This window comes from Acidithiobacillus concretivorus (genome assembly GCF_018853445.1).
Taxonomy (GTDB): Bacteria; Pseudomonadota; Gammaproteobacteria; order Acidithiobacillales; family Acidithiobacillaceae; genus Acidithiobacillus; species Acidithiobacillus concretivorus.
On sequence record NZ_JABELD010000093.1, the window covers coordinates 1 to 18,458 of the forward strand.

Sequence of the window (18,458 nt, forward strand, 5' to 3'; positions counted from 1 at the left end):
TCTTCACCTTGTTAGCGCGTCATCGTATCATGAGCAGCGCGTTTTCTTGCAACGACTTCATACTATTTTCCACAGGACGATGAATGCCCGCTTTCGATTTTTTAATTATAGGCTCCGGCGCCGCCGGTTTGAGCACGGCGCTGGGAGTTGCCCGCCTGGGTAGCGTGGGTATTCTCAGCAAGGATCAGGCGGCGATTTCGGCCAGCGACTGGGCTCAGGGGGGGATGGCTGCCGTCATGGATTTTACCCAGGACAGCATCGCCATGCATATTGAAGACACGCTGGGTGCCGGTGCGGGTCTCTGTCACCCGGCGGCAGTGTCACGGATTATTCGTGCTGGACCAGCGGCGGCACAACAGCTCATCAATTGGGGCGTACCCTTTGATCAGCAGGCGCATGGTAAATGGCATTTGACTCGCGAAGGGGGGCATCGGGTGCGCCGGGTTCTACATCGGGCGGATACGACCGGCCATGCCATTGAAAGCACCCTTTTGGCACAGCTGCGTCAGCATCCTGAAATCAGCCTGATGGAAAATCACTTTGTCACTGATTTATGGCTACAGGACGGGTCCTGTCAGGGGGCCTGGGTCCTTGGAAACGGGTCCAGCATGCCGGAATTATGGACGGCAAGGGCTGTCATACTGGCCAGCGGTGGGGCGGGTCAGCTCTACTTGCATACCAGTAACCCACTGGTAGCTACTGGAGACGGATTGGCCCTGGCTTACCGGGCCGGAGCTGAAATCGCCAACCTTGAATTTATCCAGTTTCATCCAACAACCCTTTATGATCCAGATAATACGCCTTTTTTACTTTCGGAAGCCTTACGCGGTGAAGGTGCCCTGCTCCGTCTTCCCGATGGCAGGACTTTTTTGGAGCAATACGACGCTCGTGCCGAACTGGCACCCAGGGATATTGTGGCCCGCGCCATCGATGCCGAAATGAAAAAAAATCAACTCGCCTATGTCACTCTGGACATCAGTGCGCAGCCCAGTGAAAGGGTACGTCAACATTTTCCGGCGATATACGCCCATTGCCTTGAACACGGCCATGATTTGACGCGTGAACCGATTCCGGTAGTGCCCGCCGCTCACTACACCTGCGGTGGGATTGTGGTGGATCAGTCAGGACGCAGCACGGTGCCCGGGTTATTTGCGGCCGGTGAAGTCAGTTCTACAGGCCTGCACGGTGCCAACCGCCTGGCCAGCAATTCTCTGCTGGAATGTGTGGTTGGCGCGGCAAGTATTGTCGAAGCTCTGGAGGGTTTGGCGCAACTTCCAGAAAAGCCGGATGGCAACTTTCATTCCTGCCCACCTTCAACGGCTCATGACCGCATTATTCGCAAGGACCCTATCGAGACGCTGCGCCACGACATTCAGAAATTGATGTGGCAAAGCGGTGGCATCATTCGCAACGATCGGGATATGGAACAGGCCATTGATCGACTGGAAAGCATGCGCACCCAGATTGGGGACGTTTCGGGCGTATCCAGAGCGTATCAGGAGTTGCGCAATATGCGCCAAAATGCGGAAATTCTGCTGCGTTCTGCGCTGTTTCGGCGTGAATCCCGAGGCTGCCATTACAATAACGATCATCCTGACACCCACAACAACCCCCAGGATATGATCAGTCAGCGGGACCAGGAGCAGCCTTACGCTCGGCCCATATCTGCCGCAGATGCAGACGCCACAAACGCCAGACAGCATCCCTGACCGGGAAAAAACCAATCAGCGTGTATGTTTGCTTGTGGGTGCCGCGCAGCGTCAGCACGCCCAGCCGGGGATGCAGAAAGGGCCAAGCCTGCAGTTGCACAAGCACCTGTTCGCCATTACCCAACTGCAGCAAATATTGACTCTCGGGCCCCGACATCAAGGCGACAGGTAGTGCACTCCGCCTTTGTGTTGACCAGGGACAAAGCCACAATGCCCAAATAATAACTAACAATAACAGTGCAACCCCAAAACCGAAATTATCAAGCATGCTCAAAAGGGCGCAGAGTCCCGCCAAGCAACAGGACAGACTGTGTAGCAGTGCTTGCTGCTGGATGCTCCCACAGGACAGGGGAGGAAGTACTTTGTCCCCGGCAGCCATCGCGCTATCATCGGAGCCTGCTCGTAATAGCCATCGGGAGTTTTCATTCATGTCATCAGCCGCCATCCAATTTTCCCTCCTGAGTAGCGAACTGGGGCTTATTCATGCCTATGGCGCGGAGGCCGAAAAATTTCTGCAGGGCCAATTCTCCAATGATTTGCGCAGCTTGACTAGTACCGGCCAGGGACAGTGGAGCAGTTACAGTACGGCCAAAGGACGGATGATTGCCAATTTTTACGTGCAACGCGCCGGGGATCATATCTGGTTAAGCCTCTCAAGTAGTCTGGTAGATCTGGTTGCAGAACGCCTGCGCAAATTCCGGATGATGGCCAAGCTGGATATTGACAATGCCGAACCCGATTACGGGATAATGGCTGTTTATGGAGACGGTGCCGGAGATCTGCTGACAAAGGCTTTGGGATGTGCAATGCCTGAACTCGAAAATGGGGGTGTCGCCCAGGATGACTGGATACTGACCCGCCTGCCCTGGGCAAATCTGGAAATATTTCAGCTGATCGCTACGCACGAAAAACTGGCTGATCTGACGCATCTCCTGACCCAATCAGGTGGACAGGAAGCGCCTGTTGCACAATGGCGTTTAGCCGCCATCCAGGCGGGAGTGGCTTACATCAGCCTAAGTACCACTGAAAAAGTAATCCCTCAAGAACTTAATCTGGAGGTGCTGGGTGGCATTAATTTCAAGAAGGGTTGCTATCCTGGTCAGGAAATAGTTGCGCGTTCTCATTATCTGGGCAAACTTAAAAACCAGATGTATGGAATCAGTGCCCATCAGCCCTTGCAGGCGGGTGACGAAATATTTGCGGAAAGTATGGGTGAACAAAGTATTGGGCTGGTTATTAACGGCGCAGAATCCGCTTCTGGTCATTATGCCGCTCTGGCTGTTCTACGTGCGGCCAATACGGCTGAAGCCCTCAAGGTCGGGGCTTGTAATGGCGCAGATTTAGCCCTACAGAAACTGCCTTATACCCTTCCGCTGGATATGCCCAAAGAGGCCTGAGCATGTGGGGGATTGTCGCGGGACTGGTCAGTTATCCGGTATTTTCCTGGTACAGTAAACGCTTTCTGGATGATCAGGGACTGGAATCCGGATTTACTCGCATGCTGCTGGTATTTCTGGTCGCTACCATTTTGTCGTCGGCATTGGGCTATGGGGTATCCTGGCTGACCACGCCTGCCCACACCCGAAGTACTCAGGCCGTTCTCGAAAAAAAGAGTACGGCTATTCTCGGCAAAGAACTCAGTTGTCTGCAGAATCCAAGCAGTCCGGCTTGCCAGTCCGCTGCTCAGCAAGGAAAGGCTCTGGAAAACAAACTACTGGGCAGCCTGAGCGGCGGCAGTCAGCACTAGCGAACCCGGTAGTACAACGCTCTTTTTCATGCCGATGCCCCATGTCGAAAAGTCGCAAAGTGACTGAGTTGTCCACCTTGTTTCAGCAACTCGGCAAATGTTCCCGACTCCACTACCCGACCTTCGTCCATGATAAATACCTGATCCATCTGCTCCAGACCAAGCAGGCGGTGGGTAATATAAAGAACCGTGCGGCCTTGCATCAGAGGTTGCAAGTCGCGCAGAAATTCCATTTCAGTGAGCGGATCAAGGCCCTCAGTAGGTTCATCCAATACCAGCCAAGGGGCATTTTTGAGGATGGCACGGGCAATAGCTACCCTGCGCCCCTGCCCACCAGACAATTTCACACCACCTTCACCGACAATGGTATCCAGTCCATCCGGCTGACTCCGCACAAAGTCATCCAGTTGCGCAGCCGCAAGCGCCTCCCAAAGTTCGTCTTCTTCAGCATCCCCCTTGGCCACCAGCAAATTATCGCGAATGGTGGTGTGAAACAAATAGGAGCGCTGCGAGACTACTGCAAAATATTCGCGCAGGTCATCCGCAGGAAAGTTTTTAAGTTCATGGCCGCCGAATTGGGCCGAACCGCTTTGATAATCATAAAAACGCAGCAACAAATTGGCGATACTGCTTTTCCCGGCACCCGTAGCCCCCAGTATTGCCACCTTACTGCCGGCAACTATATGGAGATCTAACCCCGCCAAGGCATCGTGTTGCCCGCCGGGATAGCGTAAATGCAGATTTTTCAGCCACAAATCAGGCTGCTGTACCTTGGGTGCCGGGCCACTGGCATCAGGAAAGGGTAACGCGCTGTCAGCCACCGAAAAAATACGTCGGGCTGCCTGCCGGGTCTGTCCCAGAAACTGAAAAGCCAGGGGCAAGGCTACAATAGCTTCAAAGGATCCCATTACCCCCAAGGCAAACATGGGCAAATCGGAAGGCCCGAGATGGCCTCCGTGGATCAGGGGTATGGCCAGAATTAAAATCACCCAGATCGCCAGATTGCCCATAAAACTCATGCCCGCAGTGCCCAGCCCGCTGATTTGCGCCATTTTCGCCTGCCTTTGCAAAATGGCATCGTTGAGGGAATGACTGCGACGCAGGATTTCGGGACCGGCCCCATAAGTGAGCAACTCGCCCAGACCTTGCATGCCATCCACAATCTGGACCCGATAGTCAGATTGCAAATTCGTCATTTCCGCCCCACTGCGGGCACCGAGACGTTCCGCCACAAACGGCAGGACCAGACCGGAAACAGCCAGGAACAAAAACAAAGCAATCGCCAGGCGCCAGGAGAAAAAGGCAAAAAAACCGGACATCAGCACAGTCGCCATTCCGGCCACCAGGAATGGTGTAAATACGCGCAAATAAAAGTTGTTCAGGGTGTCTATGTCGGCGACCAGGCGGGACAGGATGTCTCCTGAGCGATAACCCTGTAATCCGGCCGGAGCCAGAGGCTCCAGACGGCTGTAAAACCAGCTGCGCAGTTGTGCCAGCAGACGGAAGGTGGCTTCATGGGTAATCACCCGCTCCAGCCAGCGGGAAATCACCCGTGTTGTGGCAAAAGCTCGTACTCCGGCAGCAGGCAGGAAAAAATTATATAAATTGAGCGTGGCATAACCACCCAAGCCCGCCAGTGCTGCACTGGCCAAAAACCAACCGGAAAGCGCCAGCAATCCAAAGTTGGACAATATGGTGAGCAGCGCCAAAAATGCGCCACCCAACATCCAGAATTTATAGGGGAAAAACAGCTTTAACAGACGAATATAATCAGACATGGGTTTCCCCCCGGTAGGCAGCGACCATACGGGCATACACCCCGCCCGCAGCAAGCAGCTCTTGGTGGCTCCCGCTCTCAGCCACCCTGCCCGCCTCCATGACAATAATATGATCAGCCCGTTCTGCCGTGGCCAGACGATGGGCAATGACTATCGCTGTGCGTCCTGCAATTAGCTTTTGCATGGCATCCAATACCAGTGATTCATTTTCCATATCCAGATTGGCAGTGGCTTCATCCAGTATAAACAGTGGCGGATTTTTAAGAAAAGCCCGCGCCAAAGCGATGCGCTGGATTTGTCCACCAGAAAGCCCCTGGCCTAAATCACCAATCATCGTCTCAAAACCATCAGGCAAACTTTCAATAAATTCGAGTGCATGGGCATTTTGCGCAGCTTCCCGAAGTGCAGCATGATCTGCATCCGGGCGTCCAATCCGGATATTATCCGCCAGACTTCCATGAAAAAGGCGGGGATTTTGCGGCACCCAGGCCAGTTGCTTCCACCAGAGTTCCGGCTCTATGGCATTCAGCGGCATCTGCCCATTGACGAGAATCTCACCCTCACTGGCCTGCACAAAACCCAGCAAAGCACTGGCCAGGGTGCTTTTTCCGGCACCGCTGGCACCCACCAAAGCAGTGACTTTACCAGCCGGAAACTCAGCATTGACGCCATCCAGTGCGCTGCGCCCCGCTTCATAAGAAAAGTGCAGATTGCGCACCGTCAGGCTGATTTCAGCAGAAGGCGAAAATTCTCGAGCCTGCTGGGGCTTTTCCGGCAAGGGCATGTCCAATATTTCGAAAATTCTTTTGGCAGCCGCAATAGCACTCATCCGCGCATGATAATGGGTCGATAAACCCCGCAGCGGATTAAAATACTCCGGTGCCAACAGCAGGACAAAAAAGGCGGTAAAAAATGTGACTGAGGCATGGACCTGCAGCAGTCTGGCGCCCAGAGAGACTGCCACCAGGGCGATGGAAAGGCTGGCAAAAAACTCCAGCACGGCCGAGGTCAGAAAAGCAACGCGCAGGCCCGCCATGGTGCTGCGTCGGTAGTCGTCGGAAATCCTGGCCACGATTTCGATTTCATCTTTGGCGCGACCAAAAATCTTCAGAGTGGTCAGACCTTGCACCACGTCCAGGAAATGCGCGCTCATCAACAACATTTTCCGCCACTGACGCTGATTAACTGCCTCAGCCGCGTAACCTACCAACACCATGAAAAAAGGAACCAGAGGGCCGGTTATCAGCAATATCAAACCGCTGATCCAGTCTTCGGGAAATACCACAATCAAAATAGCCAGCGGTATCAGGCTTACCAGGGCCATTTGGGGTAAATAGCGGGAAAAGTAAGGCTCCAAAGCCTCCACACCTTCAATCATGGTGCTGGCGATATCGGCGCTGCGTTCACCGGCAATAGCCACTGGCCCCAGTTTTAAAAGATGATTTAACAACTGTTCACGCAAATAGGTTTTGATGCGGGCACTGGCCCGAAAAGCCACCAGCTCCCCCGCCCAGGATAAAGCGGCGCGCAGGACAAAAAGTCCCAGCAATGCCCAAAGTAGCGGCATCACGGCTACCAGACTAAGACCCTGGAATGATACCCCGTTGATAATACGGGCGAGAATAAAAGCCTGAAGGATAATCAGCAGACCAGCAGCTAATCCTAAACCTATGCCAAAATACAGGGCGCCTCGGGTTCGACGTCCTTCCTGCATTAATCTCTGATCAATTCGTTCCGCTTTCGCCATTATCAACCTCTAATATACTCGATTCACTTTAGCACAGCGTAATATTTTCCTCACCCTGCAGACCGACATGCAGCGCTCAACCACCCAGAAACAACGTCAGAACTCCGGTATAACCATATATTTTATCATGAGAAATTTCGCCATTCGCAAAAAACCCAACCAGCGGAAAATGACCCAGATGTTCCTCAATCAGACGCAACTCGGCAGAATCGGGGCCAAACAGCCCTTCACCTCTACCCAGACAGGAAAAATACAAGCCGCCGCGAATACTTCGACCAGCTACCAGTTTCTTCAGATCTGTCAGCATCCGCAATAAATCTTCCCGGGCCGTAGTGCCATCGCGTTTGCAAAACATCAGCGATTGGCCGGATTCCACATATTCACCAATCGCCATCAATTTACGATCCGTGTCCACACCAATCAGATTGCGGACGGTGTAATCGCCGCGATCATCATTGGCTACGGGCAAGACAACGAAAATGAAACCTGCCGCCTTCTGTAAATCCCGGGCGAGGATTTCCCCAATTTCTTCGTATAACACATCGAGGGCGGGCCGCTTGTCGAGGGTGCCAACAATGTTGCTTTTGGCCTCACCGATTTCATGAAGGGGACCAATTGGACTGCACCCTTGGGAAAGACGCGTGGCAATGGCCACTTTTTCGCTAAAAAGAACACCACTTAGACCACCATGAACCACTTTATCGGCTATTTGCCCACCCTTGTCGCGCGTACTACTGAGTCCTCCGGTGATAAACCCGCTCTGGGTTTTCCCGGCCAGATCCCGTACCAGGTCGGGCAAGTCGGGCGTGGCGGTGTCACCATGCACAACGGCAAAATAAGGGGCTGCGCCACTCACCTGCAGAGGCTGGTCGCTCAGGTAAGGAGACATTCCTGAAAAAATAGACAATTCTGACTCGGGAATATCCGTGACCATTAATGCCAGAGCGGGTTTATCCAAATATTCCTGACCCGTGGCACAGATTCCAATGCCTACACATCCCGTCCAATGCTTAACATCCAGTTGCTGATTTAGTTGCGCCAGCAATTCAGGTAGTTCTGCTTCGAACAAATCGGATACATACAAAAAGCCCAAGGTTCCACTTTGGGCCTCACGGCCCGCCATATCCAGTGCAGCCGCCAAAGCCACCCGCCAATCAGGATCAGAAGCATGTCCATAAGCAAAAAACGATTCCGGATGATGCATAAAATCCTCCCCGAGCGAGTAAAAATCTCCCATAAAAAAAGAGCCAGAGTAAAACTCTGACTCTTAGTAGTATCTGGTGGAGCCAAGCGGGATCGAACCGCTGACCTCTTGAATGCCATTCAAGCGCTCTCCCAGCTGAGCTATGGCCCCGATGTCGCGTAATATATGGATTTACCCCGGCACTGTCAAACACTTTTTATAGCGCGGATGCTTGCTCAATCACCATACCATCATAAGCCGGCACGATATCTGCCGGGAGTTCCGCAGCGAACTGTGCATAATCAATATCATGGGTCATATGGGTGAAAATGGTTTGGTCAGCGGCAATACGACGAGTCCAATACAAAGCTTCCTCCACATTGAGATGCGTCGGATGCGCTTCGTAGCGCAGGCAATCCAGAATCAGTAATTTCAGATTCTTGAGCAGAGCCAGGCTTTCGTCAGGAATCGATTTAAGATCGGTCAGATAGGCTACATCTCCGAAACGGAAGCCCAGGATGCACAATTTACCGTGCATGATAGGAATGGGCGTCACCTTGAGATTGCCGAAAGTCTTTTCAGTATGGAAACGCTCCATAGATAAAGACGGTTTCGCCCAGGCCGCGTCGGGTGGCAAAAAGCAGTAGCGAAAACGGCTTTCCAGCTCGCTGGCCGTGCGTTCATCCGCATAACAGGGGATGACGATTTTCTGGGCAAAATTAAAGGCGCGCAGGTCGTCAATGCCGTTGATGTGATCCGCATGAAAATGGGTATAGAGCACGGCAGTCAGTCGTTGAACCTGGGCATCCAGCATTTGCTGGCGCAGATCCGGTCCCGTATCCACCAGCAACACCGTCTCCTCGTGTTCTACCAGAATACTGGCACGACGGCGCCGGTTGTGCGGGTCTGTACTTTGGCACACCGGACAGTCGCAGGCGATCACCGGGGTGCCGGCACTGGACCCGGTTCCCAGAAAAGTGATTTTCATGCCGCCACCGTCCGGGTAAAAAGATGATGAAAGTTATCGGTTGTCTGTCGTGCCAGATCTGCAAACGACTCCGCCCTCAACTCCGCCAAAAATTGGGCGACATGCCGGACATACGCCGGTTCATTGCGTTTACCGCGCAGAGGCGTTGGCGCCAGGTAAGGCGAATCTGTCTCTACCAGTAGACGATCTGCTGGCAATTTCCGAGCAACAGCCTGTAAGTCGAGCGACTTTTTGAAGGTCACTATACCGGAAAGGGAAATATAAAATCCCAGATCCAGAACAGTGCGGGCGAATTCCCAGTTTTCCGTAAAACAGTGGATAACCCCCCCGGCAGCGCGGGCATCTTCGCTCCGCAGTAATCCCAAGGTATCTGCTGCGGCTTCACGAGTATGGACAATCACGGGTTTTCCCGTCGCCTTGGAGGCGGCAATATGCCGGGCAAAGCGTTCCTGCTGCCAGCGCAAATCACCCTCACTGCGAAAATAGTCCAGCCCGGTCTCGCCAACAGCCACAACTTTTTCCGCAGATAAAGCGGCAAGCAGGTTGTCCATACTCGGCGTTTCAGCTTCTGGCTCATTGGGATGAACCCCGGCAGCGGCCCATATACCGGTATTTTCAGCCGCCAGAGCCTGTACGCGTGACCAATGTTTTTGCACCACGGCGGCAATCAGGATTTCCTGTACCCCGGCAGCTTGGGCACGTTCGAGAATGGCTGACCGATCTTCTGCAAAATCTTCAAAATCGAGATGGCAATGGGAGTCTACCAGCATTATTACACCTATTTAGAGGGTTCTCAGTGTTTTCTAACCGTATCAGTCTACCAAAATCAGGGCTGCATTTCCCGTTATAGTAACAACGTCAGAGGGCCGGGAGGCTTTTTGCGCCAACGTCCCTTGCCTGTTGTTCTAAGGCTCATCCTGCTGTCAGGAGAGAACTCGCCCTCCGGGCTCAAATAGCTCTCCTGACGGGCGCAGGATTTCACCAAGAACAACAACGGCGCGGGCCAAAGTCGCTGCAAAGCCTCCCGGCCCTCTGCCGTTCGTTCGGCTTAAACAATAGCCGCCGTTTTCAGACTCTGACGCTGACGGCTGGCTTCAAAAAGACAAATGCCCGTAGCTACGGACACATTGAGACTTTCAATAGCTCCGGCCATGGGTATATGCGCCAGATAATCACAGTGTTCCCGCGTCAAACGGCGCAAGCCCTTTTGTTCCCCACCCATGACCATCACCAGCGGCATATTCAAATCCAGATCATAAATGCTTTGCGGCGCATCCCCGGCCATTCCGACCAGCCAGAAACCCGATTCCTGCAGAGAAGCCAGAGTCCGGGACAGGTTGGTCACTGTACAGATCGGCAATCGTGAAGCCGAGCCAGCGGCAGCCTTGCGGACAGTAGCATTTACCGGGCAAGCATTGTCCTTGGGAAGAATGACAGCGCTGACTCCAGCAGCCTCTGCGCTGCGCAAGCAGGCACCCAGATTGTGAGGATCCAGCACACCATCCAGCACCAGCAGAAAACCCTGACCATTCAGATCAGCGAGAATATCTATAAAATCCGGCTCTGGATGTTGTAAAAGTACACCGGCAATACCCTGATGCTTCTCCGTATTGAATTTGCGGGCCAGAGCAGCATGACGCAACGCATGAATGGGTAAATTCAGAGTCCGGGCCTTTTCCAGAAGCGGCACGATCCTCTCGTCCGTGTGCCGCTCCGTAGCCACCCAGATTTCCTCTAACTCACCGGCATCCAGAGCAGCATGCACCGCATGAATCCCATAAAGTTGTTCTTTAGGCAAAAGTCACTCCGTCTTTATTCCCAACAAAATATCCGGCCGACGTTCCGGGGGAGGGATCGTGGCGAGCCCGATACGCGCAAAAGCTGCCGACTCGGTTTCTGCTGGCAACACATCCCAACCAGGTAAATCCCGACAACAAGCTACCCAATCGGCGGGACCGGAATGAGCAATTTGCGCAAAACCCCAAGCGGATTTTTCGACCTGATAAAACTTGACCGGAATACCTTTGCTGCTGACGGCTTCCCGACGTCCGGGTTCATACGAGACGAAAAGCGCACATGAACCCAGAATCAGATCCCAGCTTTCGGGTGGCAAAATGCCTTCCCTGAGGAACTCCAATCTGGGCACGGGCCAGATGTTGCGGCGCAGGGGACCCGTTCGCTCCAAGCGCCAGCCTGAAGCCCCGGCCCAGCTGAGTACCTGGGCTTCAAATGCCAACCAGTCGTCACGTCCGCAAACTGGCACAGCTACTCAGAAACTGTCGAAAATATCATCGACAATATTGTCTGCCACCGCGAATCCGGCACCCAACCCCAAACCGGTCATGACATTTCCCAAAAAGCCGCTACCCATGCCCGGCTGTCCTTGCATGGGCGCATTCCATGGCCGCTGCTGCATGTTAGGATTCATACCCTGTTGGTTCATGCCCTGCATTTGCATTTCCATCTGCTGAATACGCTGAGCCATCTGCTGCATCATCATGCCGACATTCTGCTGTTGTTGCTGCAGATTCATGGCCAGGCTCCGCAGTTCCATATTGATTTCCCGGGCGGTGATATTATCCGGGGCCAGACTGTTCACCCGCCCGGCAACCTGCTGCAGTGCCTGGAGATTATTCTGCGTTTGTTGCTGCAATTGATTGTACTGTTGATCCAGCATTGTGTAGTCCATGATACGCTCCTGCTTCACGAGAAAACCTGATCATTAGATGGTCAAAATAGATATATGTTCCTGCCGCATGTACTGCCGACACCAGCGCAAATTCATTCCTGGAGTCTTATGCGGCGCTCCCAGGCTCGCCACACACCACGCGCCAGCAATACCAGAATAGGACCGATAATCAACCCGATCAAGCCAAAGGCTTCGGCGCCACCGAGGATACTGAAAAATACCAGAAAAAACGGCGCCTGAGTCTGAGATCCGGTCAGTAACGGTCGAACAACCAGATCAGCCACCGTAATCACAAAAAAACCCCAACCCAGCACGGCTAGTCCGGCTATCCAATGGCCCGTAAAAGCCAGCCAGATGGTGGCAGCACCCACTACAGCGGTGGCCCCAAACGGTAAAGGTGAAATGAGCGCGGTAGCCACCAGCCAAAGGGGCCAAAGTGCCAATCCCGCCAAAGCATAGGCAATACCAATGAACATACCTTCAATGACCCCGACCCCAATCAGGCCGATTAATACGGAACGTGCCGCATCCCGGCAGGCCGCCAAAAAACGGTCACCCCGATCCCGTCCCCAAAGCTGGGTGGTTCCCAGTCGCAAGGCTTCGGTAATGCGCTCACCATGTAAGGCCAGCGCAAAAACCGTCAGGGCGGCAAAAAATGTGTGCAGGGTAAATATCCAGAGTTGACTGAGAGAATCCGTAATAATGCTGGCATGCGCACTGATAAACGAAGACAAATAGGCGCCGTTCAGGGTACTCAGATGATAGCGCAACCAATGCCCGATATAGGGAATTTGCATCACTTCAGGGGGAACCATCACCAGCGAATCCCCAGACTGCCAGCGGGCAATCAGCAAGGCCACCTTGGGCAGAATGGTATCCACAATAATGACCGAAGGAATAATAATGATGGCCACCCAGGCGATGGCATGCACCAATGAACCCAACCAGCGCGGCAAATGAAAAGCCCGCTCCAAACGCAGCTGCCAGGGCCAGCCCACCGTGGTCAGTACCGCCCCCATCAACAAAGGTCCGGCGAATGGGCTCAGGGTATAGGCAGCTCCGGCATAAATCAGCAGCAGCAAGCCCAGGCCCCAAAGTGCGTAGCGAGAATTTTCCTGTTCTTTAGGCACCGGCTTCCTCGGGGCAGTTACTGCGAATAGTGAATCAGTGGAAGTGAATACCCGCTTGGGCCCAGACCGGCTCTACCCCGTCGGGCAGAGGGAGCAATTGACCAATGGCAGCATGACCGACATCCGGCCCATGAAAATCAGACCCCAGGGAACCCAGCATTTTAAGCTCTTTGGCAAGACGCCCCAAATGCTCGCGATCACCGGCAGCCTGACTGCCGGAACACACTTCGAGACCCGCACCACCGGCCTCACGGAAAGCCGTCAAAAGATTACGCAAGCGGGTAGCACTGAGCTTGTAACGACCGGGATGAGCAACAATGGCAGAACCGCCCGCACTGTTAATCCACTGCACGGCTTCGATCATGGGAATCCAGTCGCTTGGGACATAAGCCTTGCATCCACGCCCCAGATATTTGCCAAAAGCTTCACTGGCATCCGCACAATGTCCTTGTCGAACCAGCCAGCGACAAAAATGACTCCGACCTACCATGCGACTCCCCGCCATAGCCCGAGCACCCTCTTCCGCGCCGGGAATTCCGACCTGTTCCAGCAAGCGGCTGATTTCCGTGGCACGCCAATCACGAAATGCCATGATCCGGGCCAGCCCTTCCTGTAAAACCGTATTTTCGGGATCTACAAAAAGGCCCACGATATGAATTCCCTGGGTTTCCCACTCACTGGAAACCTCCACTCCGGGAATCAGTTGAATGCCCAGTTCGGCAGCCTTGAGACCCGCTTCCAGCAACCCGGCGGTGTTGTCATGATCCGTCAACGCCATCACCTGAACGCCGGAATCATGCACCCGCTGAACCAGATCATGGGGTGTCATGGTGCCATCCGATGCCAGCGAATGCATGTGCAAATCGATGGGTGAAAACATTTTTCTCTGTTGCATAAAAACCATTCCCGAGGTTGGCGGACACCTTCTGCTGCAGCATCCAGACTAATCCGTGCTAGCATAACATGCAGAACTTCTTTGGGCATATCAGGAGGAAACCTTGGCTCTTATTCTCGACATCTCCGCCGCGCAAAAACGCTTTGAACAATACACACAAACGGTTCTGGCAGCCTTTGCCAGCAGTGGAATAGCCACAGGTGAACAAATCACCCCACCCATGATTGTGGATGCCCTGAAACAACTATTTACGGTGTTAATTAATGACGTATCGGGATGGGACCCCAGCCTGCCAGAAGACGAACCGGAGCGCATTGCTGACCTGAGTATCGGGCTGCTCATGGATCTGTCTACCTGGGCAGACCGACTGGGTGAAAAGCAAGCCAAAATGGCTCTGGAAATGATTACGGTCAGCATTGCCGCCTGGGTTTGTGCGCAACATGGAGCCATTCACACCCTGGAGCCGGTCGTCAACGGCCTGGCAGTGCTGGCTAACAGCCACAATGAAACAGAAGAGCTCAAAACTTTGGCCCAGCTCATGGGAGAAGTGGTGACCGCCGCATCGGCCGATTATGCCGCAGACCTCGATAGCGCCGACCCGCAACGGCCCTGGCGTATTTTACTGCTGAACTGGGGTATTACCGCGACCCGCGCCCAGGATACGGCAGAAATGCGCAAGGCTTTTGCAGCACTCACCCATCACTTACCTGCCGATGCGAACACCTTTTTTCAGGAAGGCCTGCAACAGGTCAACCGGGGAGATTATCCCGAAGCCGTGAAAACCGTCATGGCGGAAGCTGCGCAAAATGCTGGACACAGCTTGCATTAATCATAAAAAAACCCCGGAGCAATCATGCTGGCGGGGTTTTAAGAAATTCTGAAAACGGCGGGTGGCCGGGAAGCTTTTTGCGCCAACGTCCCTTGCCTGTTGTTCTAAGGTTCATCCTGCTGTCAGGAGAGAACTCGCCCTGCGGGCTCAAACAGCTCTCCTGACGGGCGCAGGATTTCACCAAGAACAACAACGGCGCGGGCCAAAGTCGCTGCAAAGCTTCCCGGCCACCCGCCGTTTTCAAATCAGATACAGTTTTAGAGATCCTTGCCGTGCTTGGCCAGGAAATCTGCCACACCTTCACCGGTGGGGGTCATGCCCGCCTTGCCTTTTTCCCACTGGGCCGGACACACTTCGCCATGCTCTTCGGAGAACTGCAGGGCATCCACCATACGGATCATTTCATCAATATTACGTCCCAGCGGCAAATCATTGACCACTTCATGACGCACCACACCCTGACGGTCAATCAGGAACGAGCCACGCAATGCCACTTCATCATTGAGCAGCACGTCATAATTGCGGGCAATGCTCTTGGATAAATCGGCCACCATGGGTAACTGAATCTGGCCAATACCACCCTTTTCTTCAGGCGTATTCTTCCAGGCCAAATGGGTAAAATGAGAGTCCACACTGCAGGCGATCACTTCGGTGTTACGGCTTTTGAATTCATGCAAACGATGATTGAAAGCCAGAATTTCTGAGGGACAGACAAAGGTAAAGTCCAGGGGGTAAAAGAAGAGAACCGCATACTTACCTTTGATGTGCTGAGAAAACTGAAATTTCTCATTGATGCTGTTGTCGGGCATGACTGCAGGGGCCACAAAGTCGGGGGCGTTTTTACCTACCAATACTGCCATGGGATTCTCCTCTTTGATCGATGATGGGATAAAGTCCAGATTTGTACTATAGCAAATTATGTGCAGGTTTACCATCCGGGACATCAAAAAGGTCTATATATAGATAGTGGGCAGGCGAGCAGCCTTGGGCTAGAATAGGTCCCCAGTTCGCCGGGTCAGCCCGGCCACCCTTAAACCGAAAAGCCAAGGAGCCCGGCCCCCATGACCTACGTGGTGACTGAATCTTGTATCAAATGTAAATACACGGACTGTGTGGATGTATGTCCAGTAGACTGTTTTCGTGAAGGTCCCAATTTTCTGGTGATCGATCCTGACGAATGTATTGACTGCACACTTTGTGAGCCAGAATGTCCTGCTGGAGCCATTTTCCGCGACGATGACCTGCCCGAAGGCCAGGAAGAATATGAAGAAATCAACGCACGTCTCGCCAAGGTCTGGCCAGCCATTATCCAGAAAAAACCGGCTCCGGAAGATGCTGATGCCTGGCTGGAAGTGAAAGACAAACGAGGCCTGCTCGAAGAGTGAGCGCGGATAGCGCTTCTGCTGCGCTGCGTTCGCGAAGTTTTCACCGTCTTCTCGGTCTGGTGCGCCCCTACCGGGGGCGCGTTGCTGTAGCCATGTTGTTTATGGTGATATCTGGTGCGGCCATGGGTGCCATGGCTTACATCATTAAACCCGTGCTTGATCAGATATTTATTGACCACCGGGTCAGCATGCTGGTCTGGCTGCCCTTAGGGGTCATCCTGATTTACGCGGTCAAGGGTATTGCTGATTATCTTCAGGCCATCAATCTGGCCCGGGTGGAGGAAGAGGTTTTGCGCGGTCTGCGGGAAAACCTGTTCGGCCACACCCTGCGTCTGCCCCTGGAAGTCCTCATCGATCACAGTCATGGCAGCACCCTGTCACGGATGAGTCTGGATCTGACCTTGCTCCAGCAGGGTCTTTCTGTACTGGCGCGCTTTTTTCTTTCCAGCTTCCAGATTGTCGCCCTGCTTTTCGTGGTGTTTTACATGAGCTGGAAGCTGGCGCTGATCAGTCTGATTACCCTGCCCATCGCTTTTTATCCCCTGATTCGTTTTGGCCAGAAACTGCGCCATAGAGGCAACTCCCAGCAGGAGCAGATGGGTCAAATTATGGATCAATTTTCGCAAAGCCTGCGGGGTGTAGAAGTCATTAAAAGTCAGGGGGGTGAACCTTTTGAAGCCAGACGTTTTGGACACCAGGCCCAGCACTATTTCGAATTGATGATGCAAATCGCCCGGATTCAGAAAGCCACCGTGCCAGTCATGGAAATGATCGCTGCTCTGGGCATTGCCGCCATCATCTACCTGGGCGGTAGTCAGGTCGTGAATGGCAACATGAGCACCGGTGCCTTTTTCAGTTTTTTTACGGCCTTGGGGCTGATTTACGAACCCTTGCGACAACTCTCTTCCGCCAATAATCAGTTACAGCAGGGCTTGTCAGCCGCAGACCGGCTTTTTGCCTGGCTGGATCAGCCATCAGAACAAACGGATAGCACTCCTGTACCCCGCCTTTGGGGTACCTGGCAATGTCATGACCTGCGCCTGCAACTGGGCAACGAGCCCATTCTCCAGGGACTGGATATGAGTATTCCACCGCTGACCACCACCGCTTTTGTGGGCCCCAGTGGCAGCGGCAAAACCAGTCTGATACGGGTGATTCTAGGCCTGCTTCCGGCCAGCAGTGGCCGCATTACCGTGGCGGGAATGGATAAAAACCAGATCCCTGCGGGGGACTATCGGAGTTATTTCAGCTTTGTAGCGCAAGAGCCGGTTTTGTTCAGTGGCAGCGCCCTCAGCAATATTGCTTACGGTGAAGACACTCCTGATCTTCATCGCGCCGAAATTGCTGCCCGGCAGGCGCATGCCTGGGATTTTCTGGCCCTGAGTGGCGGACTGGAGAGTCCCATCCAGGGGAATGGCGCGAATTTTTCCGGCGGCCAGCGTCAGCGTCTGGCTATTGCCCGCGCACTGTATCTGGATCGCCCCGTACTGGTACTGGATGAAGCGACCAGCAATCTCGACAGCGAAAGCGAAGAACGCATTGCCGAAACCCTCGCAGAATTGCACGGCAAAAAAACCATTCTGATTGTCGCCCATCGACCCCGCACCACCCGTCTGGCTGATCAGGTCATTCGGCTGGAACGAGGGAAAGTGATTTCCTGACTAAATTCAGTCTGAAATTCGTAGTGAGGGTGAATGCTGGCTGGACATCTGCCGGCAACCTACTGGCCCACGGAGGCTCGTCATTCCTGTGTTGCCGATACATCCAGCTTGCGGGCAGCCAGCGCCTCATCCAGTCGACCAACCGGCAAATGATGGGGAGCTTCCCGCAGCAATTCCGGCTGCTCCAGCGCTTCCTGACGAATTTGCGCCATGACCGCCACAAAGCGATCCAGCGTCGCCTTGCTTTCGGTTTCGGTCGGCTCTATGAGCAAACATTCGGGCACCAATTGTGGAAAATAAATGGTCGGAGCATGTATACCAAAGTCCAGCAGCCGTTTTGCCACATCCAGCGCGCGAATACCTGTGCCTTTGTGCAAGTCACTCACTGACAGGATAAATTCATGACTGGCACGACGCTCCGGGAAAGCCGCCTGATAACCCAGGCGCTGCAGTTCTTTAAGCAGGTAGTTGGCATTGAGGGCAGCGTAGGCGGATACCCGCCCTACCCCGCTCCGGCCCAGTCGCCGAAGATAAGCATGGGCACGCAGTAATACACCGATATTTCCACCATGCGCACTGAGTTGGCCAATACTTTGTGGCAGGTCTTCAGCACCCATCCAGCGCAGGGCCCCATGCGGCTCTTTTAAAACTGTGGGGAGTGGCAAAAAGGGTTTGAGGCGTTCCTGCACAGCCACAGCACCCGCCCCTGGTCCACCA

At 53.7% G+C, this 18,458-nt stretch carries 19 protein-coding genes and 1 tRNA gene; 6 read left to right on the top strand and 14 right to left on the bottom strand.

The features are described 5' to 3' along the window. Positions 1-83 precede the first annotated feature (83 nt). Positions 84-1,709, top strand: a complete 1,626-nt coding sequence (gene nadB, locus HJG40_RS11610; protein WP_215864346.1) for an L-aspartate oxidase — start codon at positions 84-86, stop codon at positions 1,707-1,709. Here nadB and HJG40_RS11615 read toward each other — a convergent pair. Further along, positions 1,624-2,154 carry a hypothetical protein gene (locus HJG40_RS11615; protein ID WP_215864347.1) on the bottom strand — a complete coding sequence of 177 codons (531 nt, stop codon included), beginning with the start codon at positions 2,152-2,154 and terminating at the stop codon, positions 1,624-1,626. The two genes, nadB and HJG40_RS11615, sit on opposite strands and share 86 nt — an antisense overlap. On the opposite strand from HJG40_RS11615, the gene ygfZ reads away from it, so the two are divergent. Beyond that, positions 2,138-3,106 (top strand): CAF17-like 4Fe-4S cluster assembly/insertion protein YgfZ, encoded by a 969-nt coding sequence (ygfZ, locus tag HJG40_RS11620; protein WP_215864348.1) that lies wholly within the window; start codon positions 2,138-2,140, stop codon positions 3,104-3,106. The genes HJG40_RS11615 and ygfZ overlap by 17 nt on opposite strands. Before the next feature lie 2 nt (positions 3,107-3,108). Continuing rightward, a complete protein-coding gene (locus HJG40_RS11625; protein WP_215864349.1) occupies positions 3,109-3,456 on the top strand; it encodes a hypothetical protein in 348 nt (115 codons plus the stop codon). A 26-nt stretch (positions 3,457-3,482) separates the two neighbouring features. Here HJG40_RS11625 and cydC read toward each other — a convergent pair whose 3' ends face one another. The 11 genes from cydC to HJG40_RS11680 form a co-directional block, all read right to left on the bottom strand. Next, the gene (cydC, locus tag HJG40_RS11630) at positions 3,483-5,234 is read right to left on the bottom strand and encodes a thiol reductant ABC exporter subunit CydC (protein ID WP_215864350.1); all 1,752 of its coding nucleotides are present in this window, start codon (positions 5,232-5,234) and stop codon (positions 3,483-3,485) included. Further along, on the bottom strand, positions 5,227-6,981 hold the full coding sequence (gene cydD / locus HJG40_RS11635) for a thiol reductant ABC exporter subunit CydD (protein ID WP_215864351.1): 1,755 nt from the start codon (positions 6,979-6,981) through the stop codon (positions 5,227-5,229). Before cydD ends, cydC begins: the two co-directional genes overlap by 8 nt. 76 nt (positions 6,982-7,057) lie before the next feature. Beyond that, the gene (locus HJG40_RS11640; protein ID WP_215864352.1) at positions 7,058-8,185 is read right to left on the bottom strand and encodes an FIST signal transduction protein; all 1,128 of its coding nucleotides are present in this window, start codon (positions 8,183-8,185) and stop codon (positions 7,058-7,060) included. Positions 8,186-8,259: 74 nt separating this feature from the next. After that, positions 8,260-8,335 (bottom strand) — tRNA-Ala (locus HJG40_RS11645). A 46-nt stretch (positions 8,336-8,381) separates the two neighbouring features. Then, positions 8,382-9,152 carry an MBL fold metallo-hydrolase gene (locus tag HJG40_RS11650; protein WP_215864353.1) on the bottom strand — a complete coding sequence of 257 codons (771 nt, stop codon included), beginning with the start codon at positions 9,150-9,152 and terminating at the stop codon, positions 8,382-8,384. Beyond that, complete coding sequence (locus tag HJG40_RS11655; protein WP_215864354.1) at positions 9,149-9,922, bottom strand: TatD family hydrolase; 774 nt, start codon at positions 9,920-9,922, stop codon at positions 9,149-9,151. The genes HJG40_RS11650 and HJG40_RS11655 overlap by 4 nt, the downstream gene beginning before the upstream one ends. Positions 9,923-10,200: 278 nt before the next feature. Continuing rightward, positions 10,201-10,950, bottom strand: a complete 750-nt coding sequence (gene rlmB / locus HJG40_RS11660) for a 23S rRNA (guanosine(2251)-2'-O)-methyltransferase RlmB (RefSeq protein WP_215864355.1) — start codon at positions 10,948-10,950, stop codon at positions 10,201-10,203. 3 nt (positions 10,951-10,953) lie between these two features. After that, the gene (locus HJG40_RS11665; protein WP_368356138.1) at positions 10,954-11,415 is read right to left on the bottom strand and encodes a hypothetical protein; all 462 of its coding nucleotides are present in this window, start codon (positions 11,413-11,415) and stop codon (positions 10,954-10,956) included. 6 nt (positions 11,416-11,421) lie between these two features. Next, entirely contained in the window at positions 11,422-11,841 is a 420-nt protein-coding gene (locus tag HJG40_RS11670) for a hypothetical protein (protein ID WP_215864356.1), read from the bottom strand. Positions 11,842-11,933: 92 nt separating this feature from the next. Beyond that, complete coding sequence (locus tag HJG40_RS11675) at positions 11,934-12,971, bottom strand: AI-2E family transporter (protein WP_215864357.1); 1,038 nt, start codon at positions 12,969-12,971, stop codon at positions 11,934-11,936. A gap of 34 nt (positions 12,972-13,005) precedes the next feature. Further along, on the bottom strand, positions 13,006-13,866 hold the full coding sequence (locus HJG40_RS11680; protein ID WP_226857417.1) for a PHP domain-containing protein: 861 nt from the start codon (positions 13,864-13,866) through the stop codon (positions 13,006-13,008). Between the two features lie 103 nt (positions 13,867-13,969). Between HJG40_RS11680 and HJG40_RS11685 the strand changes: the two genes are divergently transcribed. Continuing rightward, positions 13,970-14,695, top strand: coding sequence for a hypothetical protein (locus HJG40_RS11685; RefSeq protein ID WP_215864359.1), 726 nt, complete (start codon positions 13,970-13,972; stop codon positions 14,693-14,695). A gap of 257 nt (positions 14,696-14,952) precedes the next feature. On the opposite strand, the gene HJG40_RS11690 is transcribed toward HJG40_RS11685, so the two are convergent. Next, complete coding sequence (locus tag HJG40_RS11690) at positions 14,953-15,555, bottom strand: peroxiredoxin (RefSeq protein ID WP_010639765.1); 603 nt, start codon at positions 15,553-15,555, stop codon at positions 14,953-14,955. Between the two features lie 201 nt (positions 15,556-15,756). Here HJG40_RS11690 and fdxA point away from each other — a divergent pair, with 201 nt between their 5' ends. Further along, positions 15,757-16,080, top strand: a complete 324-nt coding sequence (fdxA, locus tag HJG40_RS11695) for a ferredoxin FdxA (protein WP_010639763.1) — start codon at positions 15,757-15,759, stop codon at positions 16,078-16,080. Beyond that, positions 16,077-17,741: an ABC transporter ATP-binding protein gene (locus HJG40_RS11700; protein ID WP_215864360.1), complete on the top strand. Its 1,665-nt coding sequence runs from the start codon at positions 16,077-16,079 to the stop codon at positions 17,739-17,741. The genes fdxA and HJG40_RS11700 overlap by 4 nt, the downstream gene beginning before the upstream one ends. 80 nt (positions 17,742-17,821) lie before the next feature. On the opposite strand, the gene HJG40_RS11705 is transcribed toward HJG40_RS11700, so the two are convergent. Next, on the bottom strand, positions 17,822-18,458 hold a 637-nt coding region (locus tag HJG40_RS11705), incomplete at its 5' end, for a PLP-dependent aminotransferase family protein (RefSeq protein WP_497006471.1).